Origin of the sequence: Mycobacterium sp. 852002-30065_SCH5024008, from assembly GCF_001665645.1 — a bacterium.
GTDB classification, from domain to species: domain Bacteria; phylum Actinomycetota; class Actinomycetes; order Mycobacteriales; family Mycobacteriaceae; genus Mycobacterium; species Mycobacterium paraffinicum.
In genome coordinates this window covers 95,224-113,989 of the sequence record NZ_LZSZ01000084.1, presented here as the reverse complement: position 1 = coordinate 113,989, position 18,766 = coordinate 95,224, and the positions used below count along the sequence as shown (strand labels likewise).

General features: G+C 68.3%; 15 protein-coding genes and 1 riboswitch. Of the genes, 10 read left to right on the top strand and 5 right to left on the bottom strand.

Annotated elements, in window-relative coordinates:
• Position 1: 1 nt before the first annotated feature.
• From A5781_RS11120 to A5781_RS11110, 3 genes are read right to left on the bottom strand one after another with little or no spacing between them, the layout of a single operon-like run.
• Positions 2 to 1,600, bottom strand: a complete 1,599-nt coding sequence (locus tag A5781_RS11120) for an AMP-binding protein (RefSeq protein WP_067204955.1) — start codon at positions 1,598 to 1,600, stop codon at positions 2 to 4.
• A gap of 9 nt (positions 1,601 to 1,609) precedes the next feature.
• A complete protein-coding gene (locus A5781_RS11115) occupies positions 1,610 to 2,359 on the bottom strand; it encodes a GntR family transcriptional regulator (RefSeq protein WP_067204952.1) in 750 nt (249 codons plus the stop codon).
• Positions 2,356 to 4,029, bottom strand: a complete 1,674-nt coding sequence (locus tag A5781_RS11110; protein ID WP_067204948.1) for an SMP-30/gluconolactonase/LRE family protein — start codon at positions 4,027 to 4,029, stop codon at positions 2,356 to 2,358. The genes A5781_RS11115 and A5781_RS11110 overlap by 4 nt, the downstream gene beginning before the upstream one ends.
• A 148-nt stretch (positions 4,030 to 4,177) precedes the next feature.
• Between A5781_RS11110 and A5781_RS11105 the strand changes: the two genes are divergently transcribed.
• From A5781_RS11105 to A5781_RS11075, 7 genes are all read left to right on the top strand, one after another.
• The gene (locus A5781_RS11105; protein ID WP_067204945.1) at positions 4,178 to 5,038 is read left to right on the top strand and encodes an SDR family NAD(P)-dependent oxidoreductase; all 861 of its coding nucleotides are present in this window, start codon (positions 4,178 to 4,180) and stop codon (positions 5,036 to 5,038) included.
• 15 nt (positions 5,039 to 5,053) lie between these two features.
• Positions 5,054 to 6,430: an SRPBCC family protein gene (locus A5781_RS11100; RefSeq protein ID WP_067204941.1), complete on the top strand. Its 1,377-nt coding sequence runs from the start codon at positions 5,054 to 5,056 to the stop codon at positions 6,428 to 6,430.
• Positions 6,427 to 7,602: an LLM class flavin-dependent oxidoreductase gene (locus tag A5781_RS11095; RefSeq protein ID WP_067204937.1), complete on the top strand. Its 1,176-nt coding sequence runs from the start codon at positions 6,427 to 6,429 to the stop codon at positions 7,600 to 7,602. The genes A5781_RS11100 and A5781_RS11095 overlap by 4 nt, the downstream gene beginning before the upstream one ends.
• Positions 7,599 to 9,440, top strand: coding sequence for an NAD(P)/FAD-dependent oxidoreductase (locus A5781_RS11090; RefSeq protein WP_067204933.1), 1,842 nt, complete (start codon positions 7,599 to 7,601; stop codon positions 9,438 to 9,440). The genes A5781_RS11095 and A5781_RS11090 overlap by 4 nt, the downstream gene beginning before the upstream one ends.
• Positions 9,440 to 10,369: an SDR family NAD(P)-dependent oxidoreductase gene (locus A5781_RS11085; RefSeq protein ID WP_067204930.1), complete on the top strand. Its 930-nt coding sequence runs from the start codon at positions 9,440 to 9,442 to the stop codon at positions 10,367 to 10,369. Before A5781_RS11090 ends, A5781_RS11085 begins: the two co-directional genes overlap by 1 nt.
• Positions 10,362 to 11,570 (top strand): CaiB/BaiF CoA-transferase family protein, encoded by a 1,209-nt coding sequence (locus A5781_RS11080; protein ID WP_067204927.1) that lies wholly within the window; start codon positions 10,362 to 10,364, stop codon positions 11,568 to 11,570. The genes A5781_RS11085 and A5781_RS11080 overlap by 8 nt, the downstream gene beginning before the upstream one ends.
• A gap of 186 nt (positions 11,571 to 11,756) precedes the next feature.
• Positions 11,757 to 13,802 (top strand): acyltransferase family protein, encoded by a 2,046-nt coding sequence (locus A5781_RS11075; protein ID WP_156624546.1) that lies wholly within the window; start codon positions 11,757 to 11,759, stop codon positions 13,800 to 13,802.
• Between the two features lie 3 nt (positions 13,803 to 13,805).
• On the opposite strand, the gene A5781_RS11070 is transcribed toward A5781_RS11075, so the two are convergent.
• Positions 13,806 to 14,465 carry an O-methyltransferase gene (locus A5781_RS11070; protein WP_067204920.1) on the bottom strand — a complete coding sequence of 220 codons (660 nt, stop codon included), beginning with the start codon at positions 14,463 to 14,465 and terminating at the stop codon, positions 13,806 to 13,808.
• Positions 14,466 to 14,590: 125 nt separating this feature from the next.
• Positions 14,591 to 14,819: riboswitch (M-box (ykoK) riboswitch) on the top strand.
• Between the two features lie 281 nt (positions 14,820 to 15,100).
• On the opposite strand from A5781_RS11070, the gene A5781_RS11065 reads away from it, so the two are divergent.
• Both A5781_RS11065 and A5781_RS11060 read left to right on the top strand, forming a co-directional pair.
• A complete protein-coding gene (locus A5781_RS11065) occupies positions 15,101 to 15,310 on the top strand; it encodes a hypothetical protein (protein WP_067204917.1) in 210 nt (69 codons plus the stop codon).
• Between the two features lie 19 nt (positions 15,311 to 15,329).
• A complete protein-coding gene (locus tag A5781_RS11060; protein ID WP_067204914.1) occupies positions 15,330 to 17,084 on the top strand; it encodes an NRAMP family divalent metal transporter in 1,755 nt (584 codons plus the stop codon).
• Here the strand turns inward: A5781_RS11060 and A5781_RS11055 are convergent.
• Complete coding sequence (locus tag A5781_RS11055) at positions 17,076 to 18,020, bottom strand: NADP-dependent oxidoreductase (protein ID WP_067204911.1); 945 nt, start codon at positions 18,018 to 18,020, stop codon at positions 17,076 to 17,078. The two genes, A5781_RS11060 and A5781_RS11055, sit on opposite strands and share 9 nt — an antisense overlap.
• 128 nt (positions 18,021 to 18,148) lie before the next feature.
• Here A5781_RS11055 and A5781_RS11050 point away from each other — a divergent pair, with 128 nt between their 5' ends.
• Entirely contained in the window at positions 18,149 to 18,757 is a 609-nt protein-coding gene (locus A5781_RS11050; protein WP_067205053.1) for a hypothetical protein, read from the top strand.
• Positions 18,758 to 18,766: the final 9 nt, after the last annotated feature.

Sequence of the window (18,766 nt, the reverse complement as noted above, 5' to 3'; positions counted from 1 at the left end):
GTCACTGCTCCGCCTTCATGAGCGCCGCCTTGATCTGGTGCTTCAATATCTTCCCCGCGTCGTTCTTGGGCAGCACATCCCAAAGCACCAGCTGCTCAGGGGCTTTGAACCGCGCCAGCCCCGACTCTTCCAGGAAGCCGCGCAGGCTGGCCACATCGAGGCCGGGACCGCCCACGGGCACCACGACGGCGCAGGCCCGTTCCCCGGTCCGGTCGTCGGGCAGCCCGACGATGGCGATCTCCGCGATGCCGGGGTGTCCGGCGAGGATGTCCTCGACTTCCTTTGGTGAGATGTTCTCACCGTTGCGGATGATGATGTCCTTGGCGCGTCCGGTGACGACCAGGTAGTCGTCGTCGAGCCATCGCGCCAAATCTCCGGTGCGGAAGAAGCCCTCGTCGTCGAAGGCGTCCACCTCGTCTTCGGGGTGGTGGTAGCCGGTCAGCATCTGCGGCCCCCGCGCGTGGATCTCCCCGCCGACGAGCTTGACCTCGGCCAGGCCGACGCGACCGTCGGTGTCGGCGGCGTGATCGATGTCCCGCACCGACCCGACCGTGGTGACCGGGACTTCCGTCGATCCGTACACCCGGGTGACGATCGCCGACTCGAAAAAGGCCGCGGCCCTGCGGATCAGCGCGGGCGCCACCGACGCGCCGCCACAGACGAACAGCTTCAGATCCGGCAGCCGGGTGCCGGCGCGCTCCGCCGCGGCCAGCATGTGCTCCAGGAACGGTGTCGCCCCGGCTATGTGTGTGCACCGCTCGGCCTGCACGAGAGCGACGGCGTCGTCGCCGTCCCACCGGTCCATCAAGACCGCGGTCGTGCCCAGCAGCAGCGGGCATTCGAACGCGTAGATGGAACCGCCGATGTGCGCGATCGGCGACGCCACCAGGAACGCGTCGCCCGGCTCGACGAGCCAGTGCTCACCGAGCTGGCGGATCAGCGCGTGAATCGAGTTGTGGCTATGCAGAACGCCTTTCGCCCGTCCCGTGGTGCCCGACGTGTAGAGGATCATGCGGACGGCATCGGGATTCAGCGTGGGCAGCCCCGCGCCCGAGGGCCGCTCCTCGAGCAGCGCTTCGTAGGCGACGCTATCCCCATCCGGGTCCCCCCGCACCAGCACGACCTCGGGCGGCGACTCCAGCTGCGCGGTCACCCGGCCCAGCATCGCGACATAGTCGTGGTGACCGAACTGCGCTGGGACAAAGATCATTCGGCTGTCGGCGTCTTCCAGGACGAACCGGAGTTCGCGGTCGCGCATGGACGGCAGGATGGGGTTGGCCACCATCCCCGCCAACGTACTGCCCAGGTAGATCACCGCGGCCTCGTGCCAGTTGGGCAGCATGAAGGAGACCACGCTGCCCGGTGGGATCCGCGCAAGCAGCGCGTGCGCCAGCGCCGTTGCCTGTCGGTACAGGCTCACACAGTCCAGCCGCCGGTCCCCGTCGACGAGCGCCACCCGTTGCGGCGTGCGCTCGGCGGCCTCGCGCAGCGCGTCGGCCAGCGTGCCGGGGACCCACCAACCGCGCGCGTAGGCCTCGGCGGCGCGTTCGTCGTCCCACCGGACCCACCGCCCGTCGATCAGCTTCCGGGTGGATGCCATTGCGGCAGCTTAGCCACGAACCCGCCGCATCGTCATCGAGTGCCGGAAGCGCGACGCGGGATGGGTGTTGATGGTGACCTGGGCGACCCGCCCGTCGGAGGTCGTGTAAGTCCGTTGCACCTGCAATGCCGGTGTCCCCGAATCGATCTCGAGCCCGGCCGCCAGGTCCGGGGAGATGACCACCGCGGCGATCTCCTGCTGGACCTCGACGATGCTGAGGCCGAACAGGTCCTCGATGAGCGGGAAGATGGGGCCCTCGTGGCGCTGCAGCAACCGGCCGACGCCGGCGAACGCGCGGTTGATGTAGTACTCGGTGCGGCAGAGCGCGTACCCAGGTGACTCGGTGGCGACGGCCCGCCGGAAGCCGCGCACGGTCAGCCATTGTTCGCCGGTCGTCAGCCCGGTCCGGGCGGACAGTTCGTCGTCGATGGTGACCATGGCGACCGATTCGATGGCGAATCGGGTGTCCGTCGCGAACGCCAGCAGGTCGTTGATCGACATGACGTGCTGGACGTAGGAGTCGGCCGACGGCCGCGGCACCACGAGGGTTCCGGTCCGTGGGCGCGACGACACCAGGTTGTCCTCGCGCAGGCGCCGCAGGGCCTCCCGAATGGTGTAGCGGCTCACCGCGAATCGCTCACACAGTTCGTGTTCGGTTGGCAATTGCGAGCCCACCGGATAGACGCCCTCCACGATCTCTTTCCGCAATGTGCGGGCGACCTGTAGGTATCGGTGGTCGACGACTCTGGCTTCGGTCATCTCTCCCCTTCAGGATCCCGCCGCAATGCCAGCACGCTGCCGTCGGCGTCCGCCGAGATGTACAGCGTGGCGTCCGGCCCGGCGGTGATACCGGCGAACGGGCCCTGCGGCCCGGAGAAGGGCGGCATCCCGCGCAGCGGCTTCGGCATCACGCCGGGCGGCGCACCCACCGGCAGGCCCGACGCGATGGTGCGGCGCGCGCCGGTGTCCAGGTCGACGGCGACCAACTCCTTGGCGCCCGCGTCCACCACGTACAGCTGCCCGTCGCGCACCAGGATGCCCTGGGGCCGCTGCAGGTCGTCGCATACCGTGCCGCCCGCGCCGCCCAGTCGGACCACTCGCCTGGCGCCCGCCTCGGAAACCAGGCATCCCCCATCGGGGGTGATGGCCACCCCGACCGGTTCGCTCAGCCCGGTCGCGACCACCTCGACCGCGCCCGACCGGATGGACAGCACCCGTCCCGCGCCCAGTTCCGCCGCCACCACGGCACCGCCCGGGGCGACCGCAACCCCGTAGAGCTGATCGAAACCCTCTGCCATCACCTGGCTTTCGCTGCTGGCCGGCCGATAGCGGGCCACCTGCCCGTTGGAGGTGGTGACGACGAACTCGCCGTCGGCCACGGCGGCCAACCCGCGCAGGAAGCCCGGATAGCCCGGGCTGAACAGCATTCCGGCGGTTCGCAATGAACCGTGCTTGATGGGCGACGACCCGCTTTGCCCGGCTTCGCCGCGCTCGCGATCGTCGCCGGGCGAGAGGAGCACATAAAAGTACGTCCCGTCGGCGATGTAGAGATTGCCGTCGGAACCGACCGCCAGGTCCAGCGGCCAGTTCAGCCCGCCCGGCAGCACGGTCTGAGTACGGCCGTCGCCGAGGATCTCGGTGATCTCGCCGGTGAAGTTCGAGACGAACAACCGCTCACCTACGAACGTCAGGTTGTCCAGGCCGGGATTCAGCGTGGCCAGCACGGTCCGGTCGCCGTTGCGGGGGTCGATACGCAGCACCTGGCCGCTGTGTACCTGTGTCGACACGATGCGCCCGCGGGAATCGAACTTCACCGCGTCGGGGACACCCAGGTCACCGGCCACCCGCTCGGGTTCGCCGCCGGCGGGGTCGATGCGCCATATCTCGTTGGCCCCCATCAGCGGGAAATACAGCATGCCGTCGGGCCCGACCTCCATCGCGTTGGGCGACGGCGCGCTCTCGAGCAGCACGCGCGCCGCGCCGCCCGCCGGGTCGAGCTCGAGCAGGCGGCCGCCGTCGCGGCATTCGCCGATGAACAACCGGTCCCGGTAGAACGTGATGCCGTTGGCCGACGGCACGTCGTCGCGCAGCACCCGGGTGCGGCCCGCCGCATCCCGCACGCTCACCCGGCCGTCCATGACCTCGGTCGCGAACAGGTTGCCGTCCGGGTCGAAGGCCACGTCGTCGGGCGCGATGATGTCGCCGCCCTTGGCGCTGACGACGTCCAGCCGACCGGTCGCCGGGTCGAGGGCGCTGATCTGGCTGCCGGTCACCTGGGCGACGTAGATGCGGCCGTTCGGGCCGGTGCGCAGGCCGTTCGCGCCGAAGAGCCGGCTCGGGGGCGTCAGGCGGGCGAGACTCCAGCCCTCTGCGACGCTCGGCGCCCGCTCGGCGGAGAAGCGACCCTGCGACTGTGACAATCCGGCCATCACCGCTCGCACGTTAGCAATCGACCAATAGTCCAGACAATAGCCTCGACCCGATGCAATCCGGCACTTGACGGGTCGCCATCCCCGAGAGAATCATGCTCTCTGATGAGTGCACATCATTATCTTGTCCGGACAATTGGTTGATCCAATGGTAGGCGGCCTGCTGAGCCTGGACGGGCGCATCGTCGTGGTCTCCGGTGCGGCGGGGGGCGGCATCGGGACCACCGTCACCCGCATGGTCGCCGAGGCCGGTGCGACCGTGGTCGCGGTGAGCCGGGGCCAGGACAACCTCGACCGGCACCTCGGGCCGCTGCGGGCCGCGGGCCTGACCGTCGTGCCCGTCGCGGCCGACGCCTCCACCGAAGACGGGGTGCGGGCCACGATCGACGCCGTGCGGCGGGCCGACGGTGAACTGCACGGGCTGGTAAACGTCGCCGGCGGCGCGGACCCGTCGACGTGGATGCCGTCGACCCGGGTGACACGCGCCGACTGGCGCGACCTGTTCACCCGCAACCTCGAAACGATGTTCTTCATGAGTCAGGCGGTGGCCGCGGAACTGAAGGGCCTCGACCGTCCGGGCTCCATCGTGTCGATCTCGTCGATCAGCGGGATGAACACGGCGCCTTTCCACATCGCCTACGGCACAGCCAAAGCCGCGATCGTGGCGGCAACCCGCACCATGGCTCTCGAACTGGCCGACAGCGCGGCCCCGATCCGCGTGAACGCGGTCGCGCCGGGGGTGACCGAGACACCGGCGTCGGCCACGTATGTCGACTCCGATCCCGAGCGCGATCGCCGCGCCATCGCGATGGGCCGCCGCGGGCGTCCCGCGGAGGTGGCCAGTGCGGTCCTCTTCCTGCTGTCGGACCTGTCGAGCTACATCACCGGACAAACACTGCTGGTGGACGGCGGATTGAACCTCAAGTGGGGACACCTGGGCGCCGACAACACCTCTGTGTTCCTCAAGGACGAAACATTCCGCGCGGCGATCACGCGCTGGGACGGGTAGAAAGCGAGGAACCCGATGACACAGAACGGCGCGGCCGCGCCCGAGGAGCTGACCGGGCCGGTCACGATTCCGGTGGAGGCGTACCTCTCCGAGGAATACCTGCGCGCCGAGCGCGACAAGCTCTGGCGCAAGGTGTGGCAGCAAGTCGGGCGCGTGGAAGACCTGCCCAAGGTCGGCAGCTACCTCACCTACGACATCCTGGACGACTCCGTCGTCGTGATCCGCACCGGACCCGACACGCTCAAGGCTCACCACAATGTGTGCATGCACCGCGGGCGCAGGCTGGTCGACACCCCGGACGGCGCGAGAAACGCTTGCGGCCACAAGAAGTCGTTCGTGTGCGGGTTTCACGGCTGGACCTACGACCAGGACGGCGCCTGCACCCACGTGCCCGAGCGGCAGGACTGGCAGGGCGCGCTGACGCCGGAGAACACCCACCTGGCGCCGGTCAACGTCGACACCTGGGGCGGCTGGGTCTGGATCAACATGGATCCGGCGTGCGAGCCGTTGCGGGACTACCTCGAGCCCGCCGCGACAATGCTCGACCCGTTTCGCCTGCAGGACATGCGCTGCAAATGGCGGAAATGGCTGTATTTCGAATGCAATTGGAAGGTCGCGATGGAGGCCTTCAACGAGACCTACCACGTCGCCACCACCCATCCGCAGTTCAACAAATTCGGCAACTTCCGCGGCTGGGCGATGGCGCAGGGCAAGCACAGCAACATCGGCTACGACGCGCCCAAGGGGCTCGAAGAGACCAAATCGAAGATCCGCCTGGGCACCGGTGCGGACCCGCGGATTTCGACGGCCGAGATGCAGATCTACACGCTGGAGGAAACCAACGCCACCACCACCAAGACCCTGGTGGAGGCGGCGCGCCGGCTGGTCGACGAGCTGCCCGCGGACACCCCCGCCGGCCGGGTGCTCGAGCACTGGCTGTCCTCGGCGCGGCGCGACGACGCCGCGCGGGGCGTCGAGTGGCCGACCATCGACCCCGAACACCTGGCCAAGAGCGGGACCGCGTGGCAGATCTTCCCGAACTTCCAGATCGGCCAGGGCCTGACCACCGCGCTGTGCTACAGCGCCCGCCCCTTCGGCTACGACCCCGACAAGTGCATCTTCGAAGCCTCGTGCTACGAGCTCTACCCCAAAGGCGAAGAGCCGCAGACCGAATGGGTGTACGCACCGCCGGACGACCCGAACTGGCGCAGCGTGCTGCCGCAGGACTTCTCCAACATGGCCGCCGTCCAGAAAGGCATGAAGTCGTACGGCTTCCGTGGCCCCAAGCCCAACCCGTACATGGAACGCAGCACCGCCAACCTGCACCGCAACCTCGCCCGGTACCTGGGCACCGGTGCCCCGAAAGAACTAGCAACGGAGATACAACGATGAAGGTCAATCTTGGTTTCGGCGCGCACAACTCCCACGACTGGGAGCGCGTGCTCGCCGAAGACTTCAGCCGGCCGCCGGCCACCCCGGACTGGGAGTGCGTCCAGGCGACGCTGGCGATCGCCGACCTGGCGGAGCCGCTCGGGTTCGACGGCATCTGGATGCCCGAGCACTGCGGGACGCCATATGGCATGACGCCCAATCCCATTCAGGCGCTGAGCTATTTCGCCGGCCGCACCGAGCGGGTCGGCCTGGGCACCTTCGTGGTCGTCGCGCCGTGGTGGCATCCCGTCCGGCTAGCGCACCAGATCGCCTACCTCGATATCCTCTCCAACGGCCGCTACACCACGATCGGGATCGGCCGCGGGGTCTCGAAGGGAGAGTTCGACGCCGTCGGCGTGCCGCGGGAGGAGAGCAGGCAGCGGTTCAACGAAACCCTCGACATCCTGCAGCTGGCATTCTCCGGCGAGCGGTTCTCCTACGAGGGGGAGATATTCAAGGTCCCCGAAATGTCGCTGCGCCCCGAACCGCTCAGCAGTGACCTCTTTTCACGCATCTACAGCTCGTCCTCGACCGCCGAGTCGCTGGAGATCCTGGCCCGCCGCGGCATGGTGCCGCTCTTCGTCGGCAACAAGCCGATCGAGGACGCCGGACGGGAAGTGCAGAAGGTCAACACGTTCCGCAAGGAGGAGGGCCTGCCGCCCTGCCAGCCGAAGAACGTGATGTTCATGTACTGCACCACCGGTGACCCCGCGGCATCCGAGGAGTGGATCTGGACGGCCAACCGCGACGTCACCGTGCACTACGGGTTCGCCGACGCCTCAAACTTCAAGGGCGTCAAGGGCTACGAGGCTTACGCTGCGCGGGAGGCGACCGCGACGGCCGTCCTCGCGTCGTCCGTCACCGGTGACGCCAAGGCCGGCCCGTCCAAGACGCCGGGCTACCACGCGTCGAACCTGCTGATCGGCACGCCGGAGGAGATCTTCAACCGGATCAAGGCCGCCCAGGAGGCGTGCTCGTTCGCGGAGCTGACAATCGTCCCGCAGTTCGGCACCATGCCCTACGCCGAAGCGATGGCCAGCACCGAACTGTTCGCCAAGGAGGTGCTGCCCGCCGTGCAGGAGATGGCCGCGCCCCTGCACGCCGCGGCGCTACCGGAGAACGCCCTGGCATGACGAACCCGGATTGCCCGCCATCGCAGACCCCGGACGACGTCGACTTCGAGGCGCTTCGCGAGAAGTACCGCCGGGAGCGCGAGAAGCGGCTGCGCCCGGAGGGATCCAAGCAGTACGTCGAACTGGTCGACGACTTCGCGGGATATTACGAAACCGACCCGCATTCACCGCCGTTGGTGCGGGATCCGATCTCGGCGGACATCGACGTCGCGGTGATCGGTGGCGGCTTCGGTGGCCTGCTGTGTGGCGCCTACCTGAAGAAGGCGGGCGTCGACGACGTCCGCATCATCGAGCTGGGTGGTGACTTCGGCGGGGTCTGGTACTGGAACCGGTACCCGGGCATCCAGTGCGACAACGAGTCCTATTGTTACGTGCCACTTCTCGAGGAGCTCAATTTCATTCCGTCGAAGAAGTTCGCCGACGGCGCCGAGATCTACGACCACTGCCGGCGCATCGGGAAGCACTACGGTCTCTACGACTCGGCCATCTTCTCCACCCAGGTCCGCGAGCTGCACTGGGACAAGCCCGGCAAGCGCTGGCGGATCAGCACGGACCGCGGCGACGACATCAGGGCCCGCTTCGTGGTGATGGCCTCGGGACCGTTCCACCGGCCCAAACTGCCCGGCATACCGGGGATCAACGACTTCGCGGGCCACAGCTTCCACTCCTCGCGCTGGGACTACGAGTACACCGGTGGGGACACGTCCGGTGGGTTGGACAAGCTCGCCGACAAACGGGTCGCGGTGGTGGGCACCGGCGCGACGGCCATCCAGATCGTGCCGTTCCTGGGCCGGCATGCCAAGCACCTCTACGTCTTTCAGCGCACGCCCTCTTCGGTCGGTGCGCGCAACAACGCGCCGACCGATCCGGAGTGGGTGAAGAGGCTCAAGCCGGGCTGGCAGAAGGAGCGACAACGCAACTTCCATGCCTGGACGTTCGAGGGGATGGCGCTGGGCCAGCCGGATCTGGTCTGCGACTTCTGGACCGAGCTGGGCCGCAACACCGCGGCGCGGGTCCTCGCGCTGGCCGATCCGGCCGCCATGACGCCGGAGCAGTTCATGGCCATCCGTGACGAGGAAGACTTCAAAGTGATGGAGCGGCTGCGGCGCAGGGTCGAAAGCCTGGTCGAGGATCCCGAGACCGCCGAAGCGCTCAAGCCCTACTACCGGTTCCTGTGCAAGAGGCCGACCACCAACGACGAATACCTGCAGACCTTCAACCGTCCCAACGTGACCCTCCTCGACGTGTCGGCCAGCAAGGGCGTCGAGCGGGCGACCGCAAAGGGATTGGTGGCCAACGGTATTGAGTACGAGGTCGACTGCATCATCTACGCCAGCGGGTTCGAGATCACGACCGAGATCAGCCGCCGGTATTCCATCGACGCGATCGAAGGCCGCGACGAGGTGTCGCTCTTCGACTACTGGCACGACGGGTACAAGACGTTGCACGGGATGACGAGCCGCGGCTTTCCCAACCAGTTCTTCACCGGGTTCACCCAGGTGGGCATCTCCGCGAACATCGCCGCCAACTATGAACTGCAGGGCGAGCACATCGCCTACATCATTTCCGAGGCCCTGGCCCGCGGCGCGACCACCGTCGAACCCAGCGAGGCCGCCCAAGACCAGTGGTGCCAGACGGTCAAGGACACGGCGATCGACAACAGCCAATTCGACATGGAGTGCACGCCGGGCTATTACAACAACGAAGGCGGCGGCGGTGGCGAGGGCATCCGCTCCCACCTCGGCGAACCGTACGGGCCGGGGTTCTACGCCTTCAGCGACCTGCTGGCCGAATGGCGCGCCAAGGGTGACCTGGACGGCCTAGTGCTGGGATCGTGATGGCGCAGCTGAGATTCGACGATCGGGTGGCGGTGGTGACCGGCGCCGGCAGGGGGCTGGGCCGCGAGTACGCGCTGCTGTTGGCCGCCCGCGGCGCCAAGGTCGTGGTCAACGACACGGGGGGCGCACTGACCGGCGCAGGCGCCGACGCCGGTCCCGCGCACGACGTGGTGAGCGAGATCAGGGCCGCGGGTGGCGACGCGGTCGCGTGCACCGAATCGGTCACCACGCCGCAGGGCGGCCAGGCGATCATCCAAGCCGCGCTGGACAACTACGGACGCATCGACGTCCTGATCCACAACGCCGGCAACGTCCGGCGGGGGTCCTTGAAGGAGATGAGCTACGAGGACTTCGACGCCGTCATCGACGTTCACCTCCGGGGCGCCTTCCACGTTGCGCGGCCGGCGTTCCCGCTGATGTCCGACGCCCGCTACGGCCGCATCGTGTTGACCTCGTCGATCGGCGGCCTGTACGGCAACCACGGCGTCGCGAACTACGCCGCCGCCAAGGCGGGCCTGCTCGGTCTGTCCAATGTCGTCGCGCTGGAAGGCGCGGCTGACGGGGTGCTCTGCAACGTCATCGTGCCGTCGGCGGTGACGAGAATGGCCGAGGGACTGGACATCTCGGCCTATCCGCCGATGGGCACCGAGCTGGTTGCGCCCGTGGTGGGCTTGCTGGCGCACGAAAGCTGCCCGGTCACCGGTGAAATCCTGGTTGCCATCGCCGGTCGCGTGGCCCGCGCGGTGATCGCCGAGACCCCCGGTGTGCATCGATCGTCGTGGTCGATCGAGGACGTGGCCGAGCAGATCGACGCCGTCCGCTATCTGGCCGCGCCACTGGTGTTTCCCGTCGTGCCCGACGGGCACGGTGACCACATCCGCTACAGCTTCGGAACCGCGGCACGCAAGGAAGGCGCGCGCAATGCCTAGCCGCGGGGCCGGCCCCGGCCACCACGGCGGCCCGCTCACCGGCGTGCGCGTGGTCGACCTCACCGCGATGGTGATGGGTCCCTACTGCACGCAGATCATGGCCGACATGGGCGCCGACGTCATCAAGGTCGAACCCCCGCAAGGCGACGACACGCGTTATGTGTCGGTCGGGCCGGCCAGGGGCATGGGTGGCGTCTTCGTCAACGTCAACCGCGGCAAGCGGGGGATCACCGTCGACCTGCAGTCGGACTCGGGCAAGGCCGTCCTGCGCGCGCTCATCGAACGGTCCGACGTTTTCATCCATTCGATGCGCTCCAAAGCGGTTGCCCGGCTGGGGTTCAGCTACGACGAGGTGGCGGCGATCAATCCGGGCATCGTCTACACCAACTGCTACGGCTACAGCCGGCGCGGACCCAACAGGGACCTGCCCGCCTACGACGACACCATCCAGGCCGCGTGTGGGTTGCCGTTCGTCCAAGAGCAGTTGACGGGTGAACCCAATTACGTCGGAACGATCATGGCCGACAAGGTCGCCGGCCTCACCGCGCTCTACGCCACCATGATGGCGTTGTTCCATCGCGAGCGCACCGGCGAGGGACAAGAGGTCGAAGTCGGCATGTTCGAGACGATGGCGTCGTTCATGCTCGTCGAACACGCCAACGGCGCCATGTTCGATCCGCCGCTGGGCCCCGCGGTGTATCCGCGGACGGTGGCGCCGAACCGGCGGCCGTACCGCACCAGTGACGGCTACATCGCCGCGCTGATCTACAACGACAAGCATTGGGCCGCGTTCATGGACGCGGTGCGGCCCCCGTGGCAGAGCGATCTGTACGCCACACTCGAGCGGCGCGCGCGCCAGATCGACGCCGTGTACGCGCTGCTGGCCGAGACAATGGCGCAGCGGACGACGCAGGAGTGGCTGGATCTGTTCCGCGAACTCGAGATACCGGCCGCGTCGCTGTCCAGCCCGGCGACCCTGTTCGACGACGAGCATCTCAACGCCGTCGGCTTCTTCGAGACCGTGCACACGCAGTACGGCCCGGTTCGGTTCCCCGGTGTGCCGACCTGGTTTTCCCGCACGCCGGGCCGCGTCGCCGGGCCGGCCCCGGAGCTCGGCGCGGATACCGAAGAGGTGCTCGAAGAGCTCGGGCTGGCCCTCGTCGAGGTGAAGGCCGACGTGAAACCGGCCGGGCCCGTATAGCACGCGCGGCACCGGCCAAAAGCGAAGCGGGTCTTCGCGTGTCTCCGGTCGATCCGGCCGTATCGCCTTTAAGCTGGCTCCGATCAAGAGGAGGGGCAGCGACGTATCGGCATCAACTATGGCGCCGGGCGAGATGGTGGTCAGGGCGCACTAACCGCGAGCGCTGAGCCGGGCGGGACCGATCCCGTGCCGGCCCGTCGTGCTCGGCAGCCCCGCTGGGTCGCTCCCGTGCGCAGGGCCGGTCGGCTGGCGATCTGGGACAAGCCGGAGCGACGCGGCGGCATTCCGGCACTCGATGGGTTGCGCGCGATAGCGGTCGCGCTGGTGCTGGTCGGCCATGGCGGTATCCCCGGCGTGAGCGGCGGATTCATCGGCGTCGACGTCTTCTTCGTGCTCAGCGGGTTCCTGATCACCTCGCTGCTTTTGGACGAGCTGGGACGCACCGGCCGTATTGAGCTGACCGGCTTCTGGATTCGCCGTGCGCGCCGGTTGCTGCCGGCCCTGATGTTGATGGTGCTCACGGTGGCGGCGGCCCGCCAACTGCTTCCCGATCGGTCCTTGACCGGCCTGCGCGACGACGCGATCGCGGCGTTCGTGTGGATGGCGAACTGGCGGTTCGTCGCTCAGAAGACCGACTACTTCACGCAGGGCGCCCCGCCGTCGCCGCTGCAGCACACCTGGTCACTCGGGGTCGAGGAGCAGTACTACTTCGTGTGGCCGGTGCTGCTGATCGCGGTAACGCTGCTGTTGGCCGCGCGAGCCAGGCGCCGCTCCACCCGGGCCACCGTGGGCGGGGTCCGTTTCGCCACGTTCGTCATCGCCACCGTCGGGGCGCTGGCTTCGGCCGCGGTCGCCATGGTGATGGTGTCCGACGACACGCGCGACCGCGTCTATTTCGGCACCGACACCCGCGCGCAGGCGCTGCTGACCGGCGCCGCGGCGGCGGCCCTGCTGGTCCGCGACTGGCCGTCACTGAACCGGGGGTGGTGCCTGATCCGGACCCGGTGGGCCCGGCGAGTCGCCCGCGTTCTGCCACTCGCCGGCTTGGCGGGCCTCGCGGCGGCGACTCATTACGCCACCGGCAGCAGCGGCGAGTTCCGCCACGGTCTGCTCCTCGGGGTCGCGATCGCCGCCGTCCTCGTGGTGGCGCCGGTGGCCCTGGAGCAGCGGGGAGCGATCGCCCGCGTCCTGGCCGCGCCACCCCTGGTGTGGCTGGGCACCATCTCCTACGGCGTCTATCTGTGGCACTGGCCGATCTTCCTGGCGCTCAACGGCGAACACACCGGCTGGAGCGGGCTGCCACTCTTCGCCGCCCGGTGCGGCGCGACGGTGGTGCTGGCCGCGGCGTCGTGGTGGCTGATCGAGCAACCCATCCGGCGCTGGCGGCCGGCGCGAGTGCCGCTGCTGCCGCTCGCGGCGGCGACGGTGGCCAGCGCCGCCGCGGTGACGCTGCTGGTGGTTCCGGTGGGGACCGGGCCCGGCCTGCGTGAGGCCGGGCTGCCGCCGGGAGTCTCGGCGGTCGCCGCGGTGTCTCCCTCCCCGCCGGGTGGCAGCCGCCCGCCCGGCCCCCGGGACCCCAACCGGCCGTTCACCGTTTCGGTCTTCGGCGATTCAATCGGGTGGACGTGGATGCACTACCTGCCACCCACCCCGGGATTCGCGTTCCTCGACCACACCGTCATCGGCTGCAGCCTGGTGCGCGGCACGCCGTATCGCTACATCGGCCAAACCCTGCAGCAGAGAGCCGAATGCGACGGCTGGCCGATCCGATGGTCGAACCAGGTCAGCCAGGACCAGCCGGACGTCGCGCTGCTGATCATCGGCCGCTGGGAAACAGTCGACCGCGTCAACGAGGGGCAATGGACGCATATCGGTGACCCCACCTTCGACGCGTACCTCAACGGCGAGCTGGAGCGGGCGCTGAACATCGTGAGCTCCACCGGCGTTCGAGTGGTGGTCGCCACCGTGCCGTACAGCAGGGGCGGCGAAAAGCCGGACGGCCGGCTGTATCCGGAGGACCAGCCCGACCGGGTGAACCTGTGGAACACCATGCTGCGCAAGACCGTCAGCCACCATCCGAACGTCCAAATCCTGGACCTGAACAAAAAGCTTTGTCCGGACGGCGTATACACCGCCAAGGTCGACGGCATCAAGGTGCGCAGCGACGGTGTGCACCTCACCCCCGAAGGGGTGAAGTGGTTGACGCCGTGGCTCGAGGAATCCCTGCGGTAGGCCCTAATCACCGGTGCGGCAGCTGATTTCCATGCTGTCGCTATCCCGTACTGCGAAGTTGAAGCTGACGTAGCCGTTCGCGGGGTTGCGCACCCGGTCCAGATACGGCTGGGTGTCTGCGGCGCTGGTGTTGTCGGCCACCACCAACGCCCCCGTCGACAGCCGCGGTTCGAGCAACTCGATCACCGGCAGATACAGGTCCTTCCAACCGTCCAGCAAGACGAAGTCAATCGACCCGTCCAGACCGGCCAGCGTGGCCAGCGCGTCTCCTTCGAGGATGGTGATCACGTCGTCCAGGCCGGTTTCGGCGAACGTCCGTCGCGCGGCGGCGATCTTGGTGTCGTTGAGCTCGGTCGTCACCACCTGTCCAGCGCCGTTGTCCCGCACCGCCGACGCCAGGTGGAGCGCGGAGATGCCGAACGACATCCCGAACTCGACGACCGTCGCCGGACGGGTCGAGCGCACCAGGGCGTAGAGCAGCCGGCCCGCTTCGGGTGTGACCGGGATGTAGAACTCGCTCATCGCGTCGGCGCGCTCCTGCGCGGTCATCGGCCGGTCGAAGTCGCCATGCCGCTGGCGTAACAGCGACATCTGGTTCTTCGCTTCGGTATACATGCGGTCGAGCATGCTCGCGACCTTCGGATCTTGCAGAGTGTTGGCCATGCTGTCGAGGGTAGGCGCCGGCGGTGGGCAACCGTCCGCGCGCAGGCCGGAGGGGCGGTGAGCTGCCGTAAGGGATATGTCAATCAGTTTGACGGGTCCTGGACCGCGGTGTAAAAAGGGTTTCGCAAGCACCTCGGTAGGTGAGGCGTCTGCATGGACACAGGCCACTGACCCCGAACGTCGAGAGACGCCCCGGGTCAGGACAGCTCTTCCCGGACCCAAGGGTTGAGCCCAAGTGGCTTCCGGAACGAGGAGCGATCGCAAGCGCGGCGAAGCCGGGCGAAGCGGGTCGCGACCGTCGATTATTTTCGGATACGCCGTGCAGTGCCGAAGCTCCGACGAGAGGGGTGCGTCGGCCGGCACGTCGCCGGCATTCGTGCCTCTCCCGTTTCAGGTGAAATGTGACACCCGCGTGTGTCGTGGCCGTGAGGAGGTGAGGGCGAGATGAGCGAGACCAGTCCAAGCGATAGTCCGTATCCCAATTCCGTCTTGTCCCGATCCGGTTCCGGCACTCCTTCTGCCGCCTGAGCTTTCACGGGCGTTCCGGTGATTCGCGCGCAATGCCTGCCCGCGAGCTGCCGCCCCTGACCCGCGCCATGAGCTGAGCCGATCGGACCTCCCCAAAGGAGAAGATCATGGCTTTTGTTGTCACACAACGCGTTCACGGTCGGACCGGTGGGCGCGGACGGGCGCTGCTGCGCTCGGCGCGGCTGCTGGCCGGCAAGGTGCACGCGCGGACCACCCTGACTCCCCAGGAGCGGGCCAACCTGTACGTGTCACGGACGCCGATCGCGGTCGTCACCGCCTCGCTCGGCGGGCACGCCTCGACCGGCAACCGGCGGTGACGGATTCCATGAGAACACCGTGACCTCCGTCTCTTCTGAGGCCGTCGGCGCCGTCAACGCCGCTGCGCCAACGCATCCCGATGCCGCCCACACCGGCGACATCGTCGGTGCGTTCGGCCGTATCCGGCGTGACGGCGCCGACGCATCGGGCGGGCGCTGGCGCCGTTTGCGCACGCTGCTCGTCATCAGCGGTCCCGGGCTGATCGTCATGGTCGGCGACAACGACGCGGGCGGTGTCGCGACCTACGCCCAGGCCGGGCAGAACTACGGGATGGCCCTGCTATGGACGCTGGCGCTGCTGATTCCGGTGCTTTACGTGAACCAGGAAATGGTGCTCCGGCTCGGCGCCGTCACCCGGGTCGGTCACGCGCGGTTGATCTTCGAGCGCTTCGGCAAATTCTGGGGCGCGTTCAGCGTCGGTGACCTGCTGATCCTGAACGCCCTGACGATCGTCACCGAATTCATCGGCGTCGCACTGGCGCTCGGGTTTCTGGGCTGCCCGAAGGTGATTGCGATCCCGGCCGCCGCCGTCCTGCTGTTCGCGGTGGTGGCCGGCGGGTCGTTTCGCCGGTGGGAGGGGCTGATGTTCCTGCTGATCGCGGTGAACGTACTCGTCATCCCGATGGTGCTGTTGGCGCACCCGACAGCCAGAGGGGTTGCCGGCGGCCTCGTTCCGCGATTCGCGGGCGGAGTCAACTCCACGGTGCTGCTGTTGGTGATCGCGATCGTGGGCACCACGGTGGCGCCCTGGCAGTTGTTCTTCCAGCAGTCCAACGTGGTGGACAAGCGCATCACCGCCCGCTGGATGTCCTATGCCCGAGCCGATTTGGTGATCGGGATCGTCGTGGTCATGGTCGGTGCGACGGCCCTGATGGCGGTCGCCGCCTTCGGCTTGGCCGGCACCACCGACGTGGGTCACTTCACCGACGCCGGCGCGGTGGCGGCCGGATTGTCCAAGCACCTCGGCGGCACGGTTGGGACGCTGTTCGCGATCATCCTGCTCGACGCGTCGCTGATCGGGGCCAACGCCATCGGCTTGGCCACCACCTATGCCATCGGGGACGCGATGGGCAGGCGGCACTCGCTGCACTGGAAAATCACCGAGGCCCCCTTGTTCTACGGCGGTTACGCCCTGCTGCTCGCGGTGTCGGCGGCGGTCGCGTTCAGCCCCGACCACATCCTCGGTCTGGTGACCCAGGGTGTGCAAGCGCTCGCCGGTGTCCTGCTGCCCTCGGCGACGGTCTTCCTCGTGCTGCTATGCAACGACCGGGCGGTGCTGGGCCCGTGGGCGAACAGTGTGCGGCAGAACATCGTCGCGTGGACCATCGTGTGGTCGCTGGTGCTGCTGTCGCTGGCGTTGACGGCGACGACGTTCTTCCCGGGGCTGTCGACGTCCACCATCGAGACCGGGCTCGCGGCCGGCGCGGCGATCGGCGTCATCGGCGGCGCCGCCGTCATCATCGCCGGCCGCCGCTATACCGGGCTGCGCGACGCGGAAGCCATCGTGCGGACGCTTGGGGGCGGCCTCGACCCTGAGGAGGTCGACGAGCTCGACGACACCCCGACGCTCACGCGTGCAGAGCGGCGCGCCGTGCGCCGACAGGACCGGATGACGTGGCAGACCCCCAGCCTCGCGGGTCTGGCGCGCCCGGCCATGTCGCCGACCCGCCGGGCTGGGCTGTTCACCCTGCGCGCTTACCTCGTCGTGGCGGTCGCGCTGGTGGTCGTCAAGATCGTGCAGGCCGGTGTGGTGGGCCCGGCCGCCTCATTGTGAAACGTTGGGCAGCAGAACGATTTTGCCGCGGGTGTGCCGCTTCTCCAATTCTTCGTAGGCGTCGGCGACCCGATCCAGCGGATAGGTGGCGGCGACCTCGAAATCGATGGTGCCGCTGACGACGAGGTCGGCCATCTCGGCCAGCACCTCCGGGGTCGACGCCTCGGCGCTGCCTTCGGTCTTGGCGCCGACTTCGCCGGCCTTCTGAAACGAGATGATGGTGTCGATTCGCTCGGGTGCGACGCCGAGGTCGACGGCGAGCTGCACGTATTCGGGGCCGAACAGATCGATGAATGCGTCGATGCCGGTGGGCGCCGTCGCGCGCAGCCGATCGGCCAGGCCGTCGCCATATGGGATCGGGGTGACGCCGTGAGCCCGCAGCCAGTCGGCGTTGCCCGGCCCGGCGATGCCGAGCACCCGCGCCTTCCGCAGCACCAGAAGTTGCACGACGAGGCTGCCCACCCCGCCCGCCGCCGCTGAGACGGCCACGGTCTCACCCGGTTGCGGCGCCACCGCGCGGACGGCCGCGTACGCGGTCACGCCGACGACATAGAGCGAACCCGCTACTTCCCAACTGAGTTCGGACGGTTTGCGAATCAGCTGGCCGACCGGCACCGCGGCATGGGTCGCGTGGCTGGACCGGCGAAAGCTGAACCCCAAAACCTCGTCGCCGACCGAGAATTCGGTGACCCCGGGGCCGAGCGCGGTCACCACGCCGGCGAGGTCGCTGCCCTCGCCGGACGGAAACGTCGCGGGAAACATCTCATGTATCGCCCCGGTTCGGATGGCGGCCTCGCCGGGGTTGATCCCGGCGGCGCGGACCTCGACGAGCACCTCGCCGGGCGCGGCGGCGGGCATGTCGATGTCCGTCACGTACAGCACCTCGCGGCCCCCGTACCGGTCGAACCGAACGGCGCGCGCAGTCGCAGCCGTCATCTCGATCTCCTCCCCGCCACGCCCATGGCCTCCCACGCCAGCATAGGCACTGGAAAACGGGTACCCAGTGGCCGTCGCGCGTGCGTATGTTCGAGTGCGCCGCCGGCCAGGACCTGGAAGGAATGGCCATGGAGGTTGCTCGCATCGGTGTCGCCGGATGGGCGATCGCCACCGTCGTGGCCGGCGCGGCGCTTGCCGGCTGCGGGGGCAGCAACAACGCGTCCCCGACTGACTCGAGTTCTGCTGCGCCCTCGACAAGTTCCAGCGTCGCCAGCCCGTCGCAGGGACAGCCCACGGATTACAGCGCACTACTGATCAAGCCGGCCGACATCGGCGGCGATCTCACCGCCCCGCAGCCGCCGGTGCTGAACCCCAACAATGCGCCCGGGGTGGCTCAGCTGTTCGCGAGCGCCGATAACAGCCGGCGAATCGGCGACAGCATCCTGATTGTCGCCGATCCCGCGACGGCGGCGGCCGGAATCGCCAGGACCAGGGCCAATTACGGCGGCAAGGTCAACGGCACGTGGCAGCCGATCGACGTCGGCTCCAACGGGACCATGATCTCCGGTACGTCGCCCGACACCGCACGAGCGGTGACGGTGTTGCTGTTCAGCGAGGGCAGGGCCCTGATTAATCTCGAATTCCACAGCGCGCCTGGCGATCCGATCGATCCGGCCATGGCCGCCGATATCGGGCGCAAGCAGGACGCCGTCATCAAGAAGGCTCTGCCCGGCTAGGCCCGCCTC

Excerpts from the sequence above, each read along its gene's own strand:
- A5781_RS11120 (WP_067204955.1), bottom strand. The coding sequence starts at position 1,600 with ATGGCATCCACCCGGAAGCTGATCGACGGGCGGTGGGTCCGGTGGGAC.
- A5781_RS11115 (WP_067204952.1), bottom strand. The coding sequence starts at position 2,359 with ATGACCGAAGCCAGAGTCGTCGACCACCGATACCTACAGGTCGCCCGC.
- A5781_RS11110 (WP_067204948.1), bottom strand. The coding sequence starts at position 4,029 with ATGGCCGGATTGTCACAGTCGCAGGGTCGCTTCTCCGCCGAGCGGGCG.
- A5781_RS11105 (WP_067204945.1), top strand. The coding sequence starts at position 4,178 with ATGGTAGGCGGCCTGCTGAGCCTGGACGGGCGCATCGTCGTGGTCTCC.
- A5781_RS11100 (WP_067204941.1), top strand. The coding sequence starts at position 5,054 with ATGACACAGAACGGCGCGGCCGCGCCCGAGGAGCTGACCGGGCCGGTC.
- A5781_RS11095 (WP_067204937.1), top strand. The coding sequence starts at position 6,427 with ATGAAGGTCAATCTTGGTTTCGGCGCGCACAACTCCCACGACTGGGAG.
- A5781_RS11090 (WP_067204933.1), top strand. The coding sequence starts at position 7,599 with ATGACGAACCCGGATTGCCCGCCATCGCAGACCCCGGACGACGTCGAC.
- A5781_RS11085 (WP_067204930.1), top strand. The coding sequence starts at position 9,440 with ATGGCGCAGCTGAGATTCGACGATCGGGTGGCGGTGGTGACCGGCGCC.
- A5781_RS11080 (WP_067204927.1), top strand. The coding sequence starts at position 10,362 with ATGCCTAGCCGCGGGGCCGGCCCCGGCCACCACGGCGGCCCGCTCACC.
- A5781_RS11070 (WP_067204920.1), bottom strand. The coding sequence starts at position 14,465 with ATGGCCAACACTCTGCAAGATCCGAAGGTCGCGAGCATGCTCGACCGC.
- A5781_RS11065 (WP_067204917.1), top strand. The coding sequence starts at position 15,101 with ATGGCTTTTGTTGTCACACAACGCGTTCACGGTCGGACCGGTGGGCGC.
- A5781_RS11055 (WP_067204911.1), bottom strand. The coding sequence starts at position 18,020 with ATGACGGCTGCGACTGCGCGCGCCGTTCGGTTCGACCGGTACGGGGGC.
- A5781_RS11050 (WP_067205053.1), top strand. The coding sequence starts at position 18,149 with ATGGAGGTTGCTCGCATCGGTGTCGCCGGATGGGCGATCGCCACCGTC.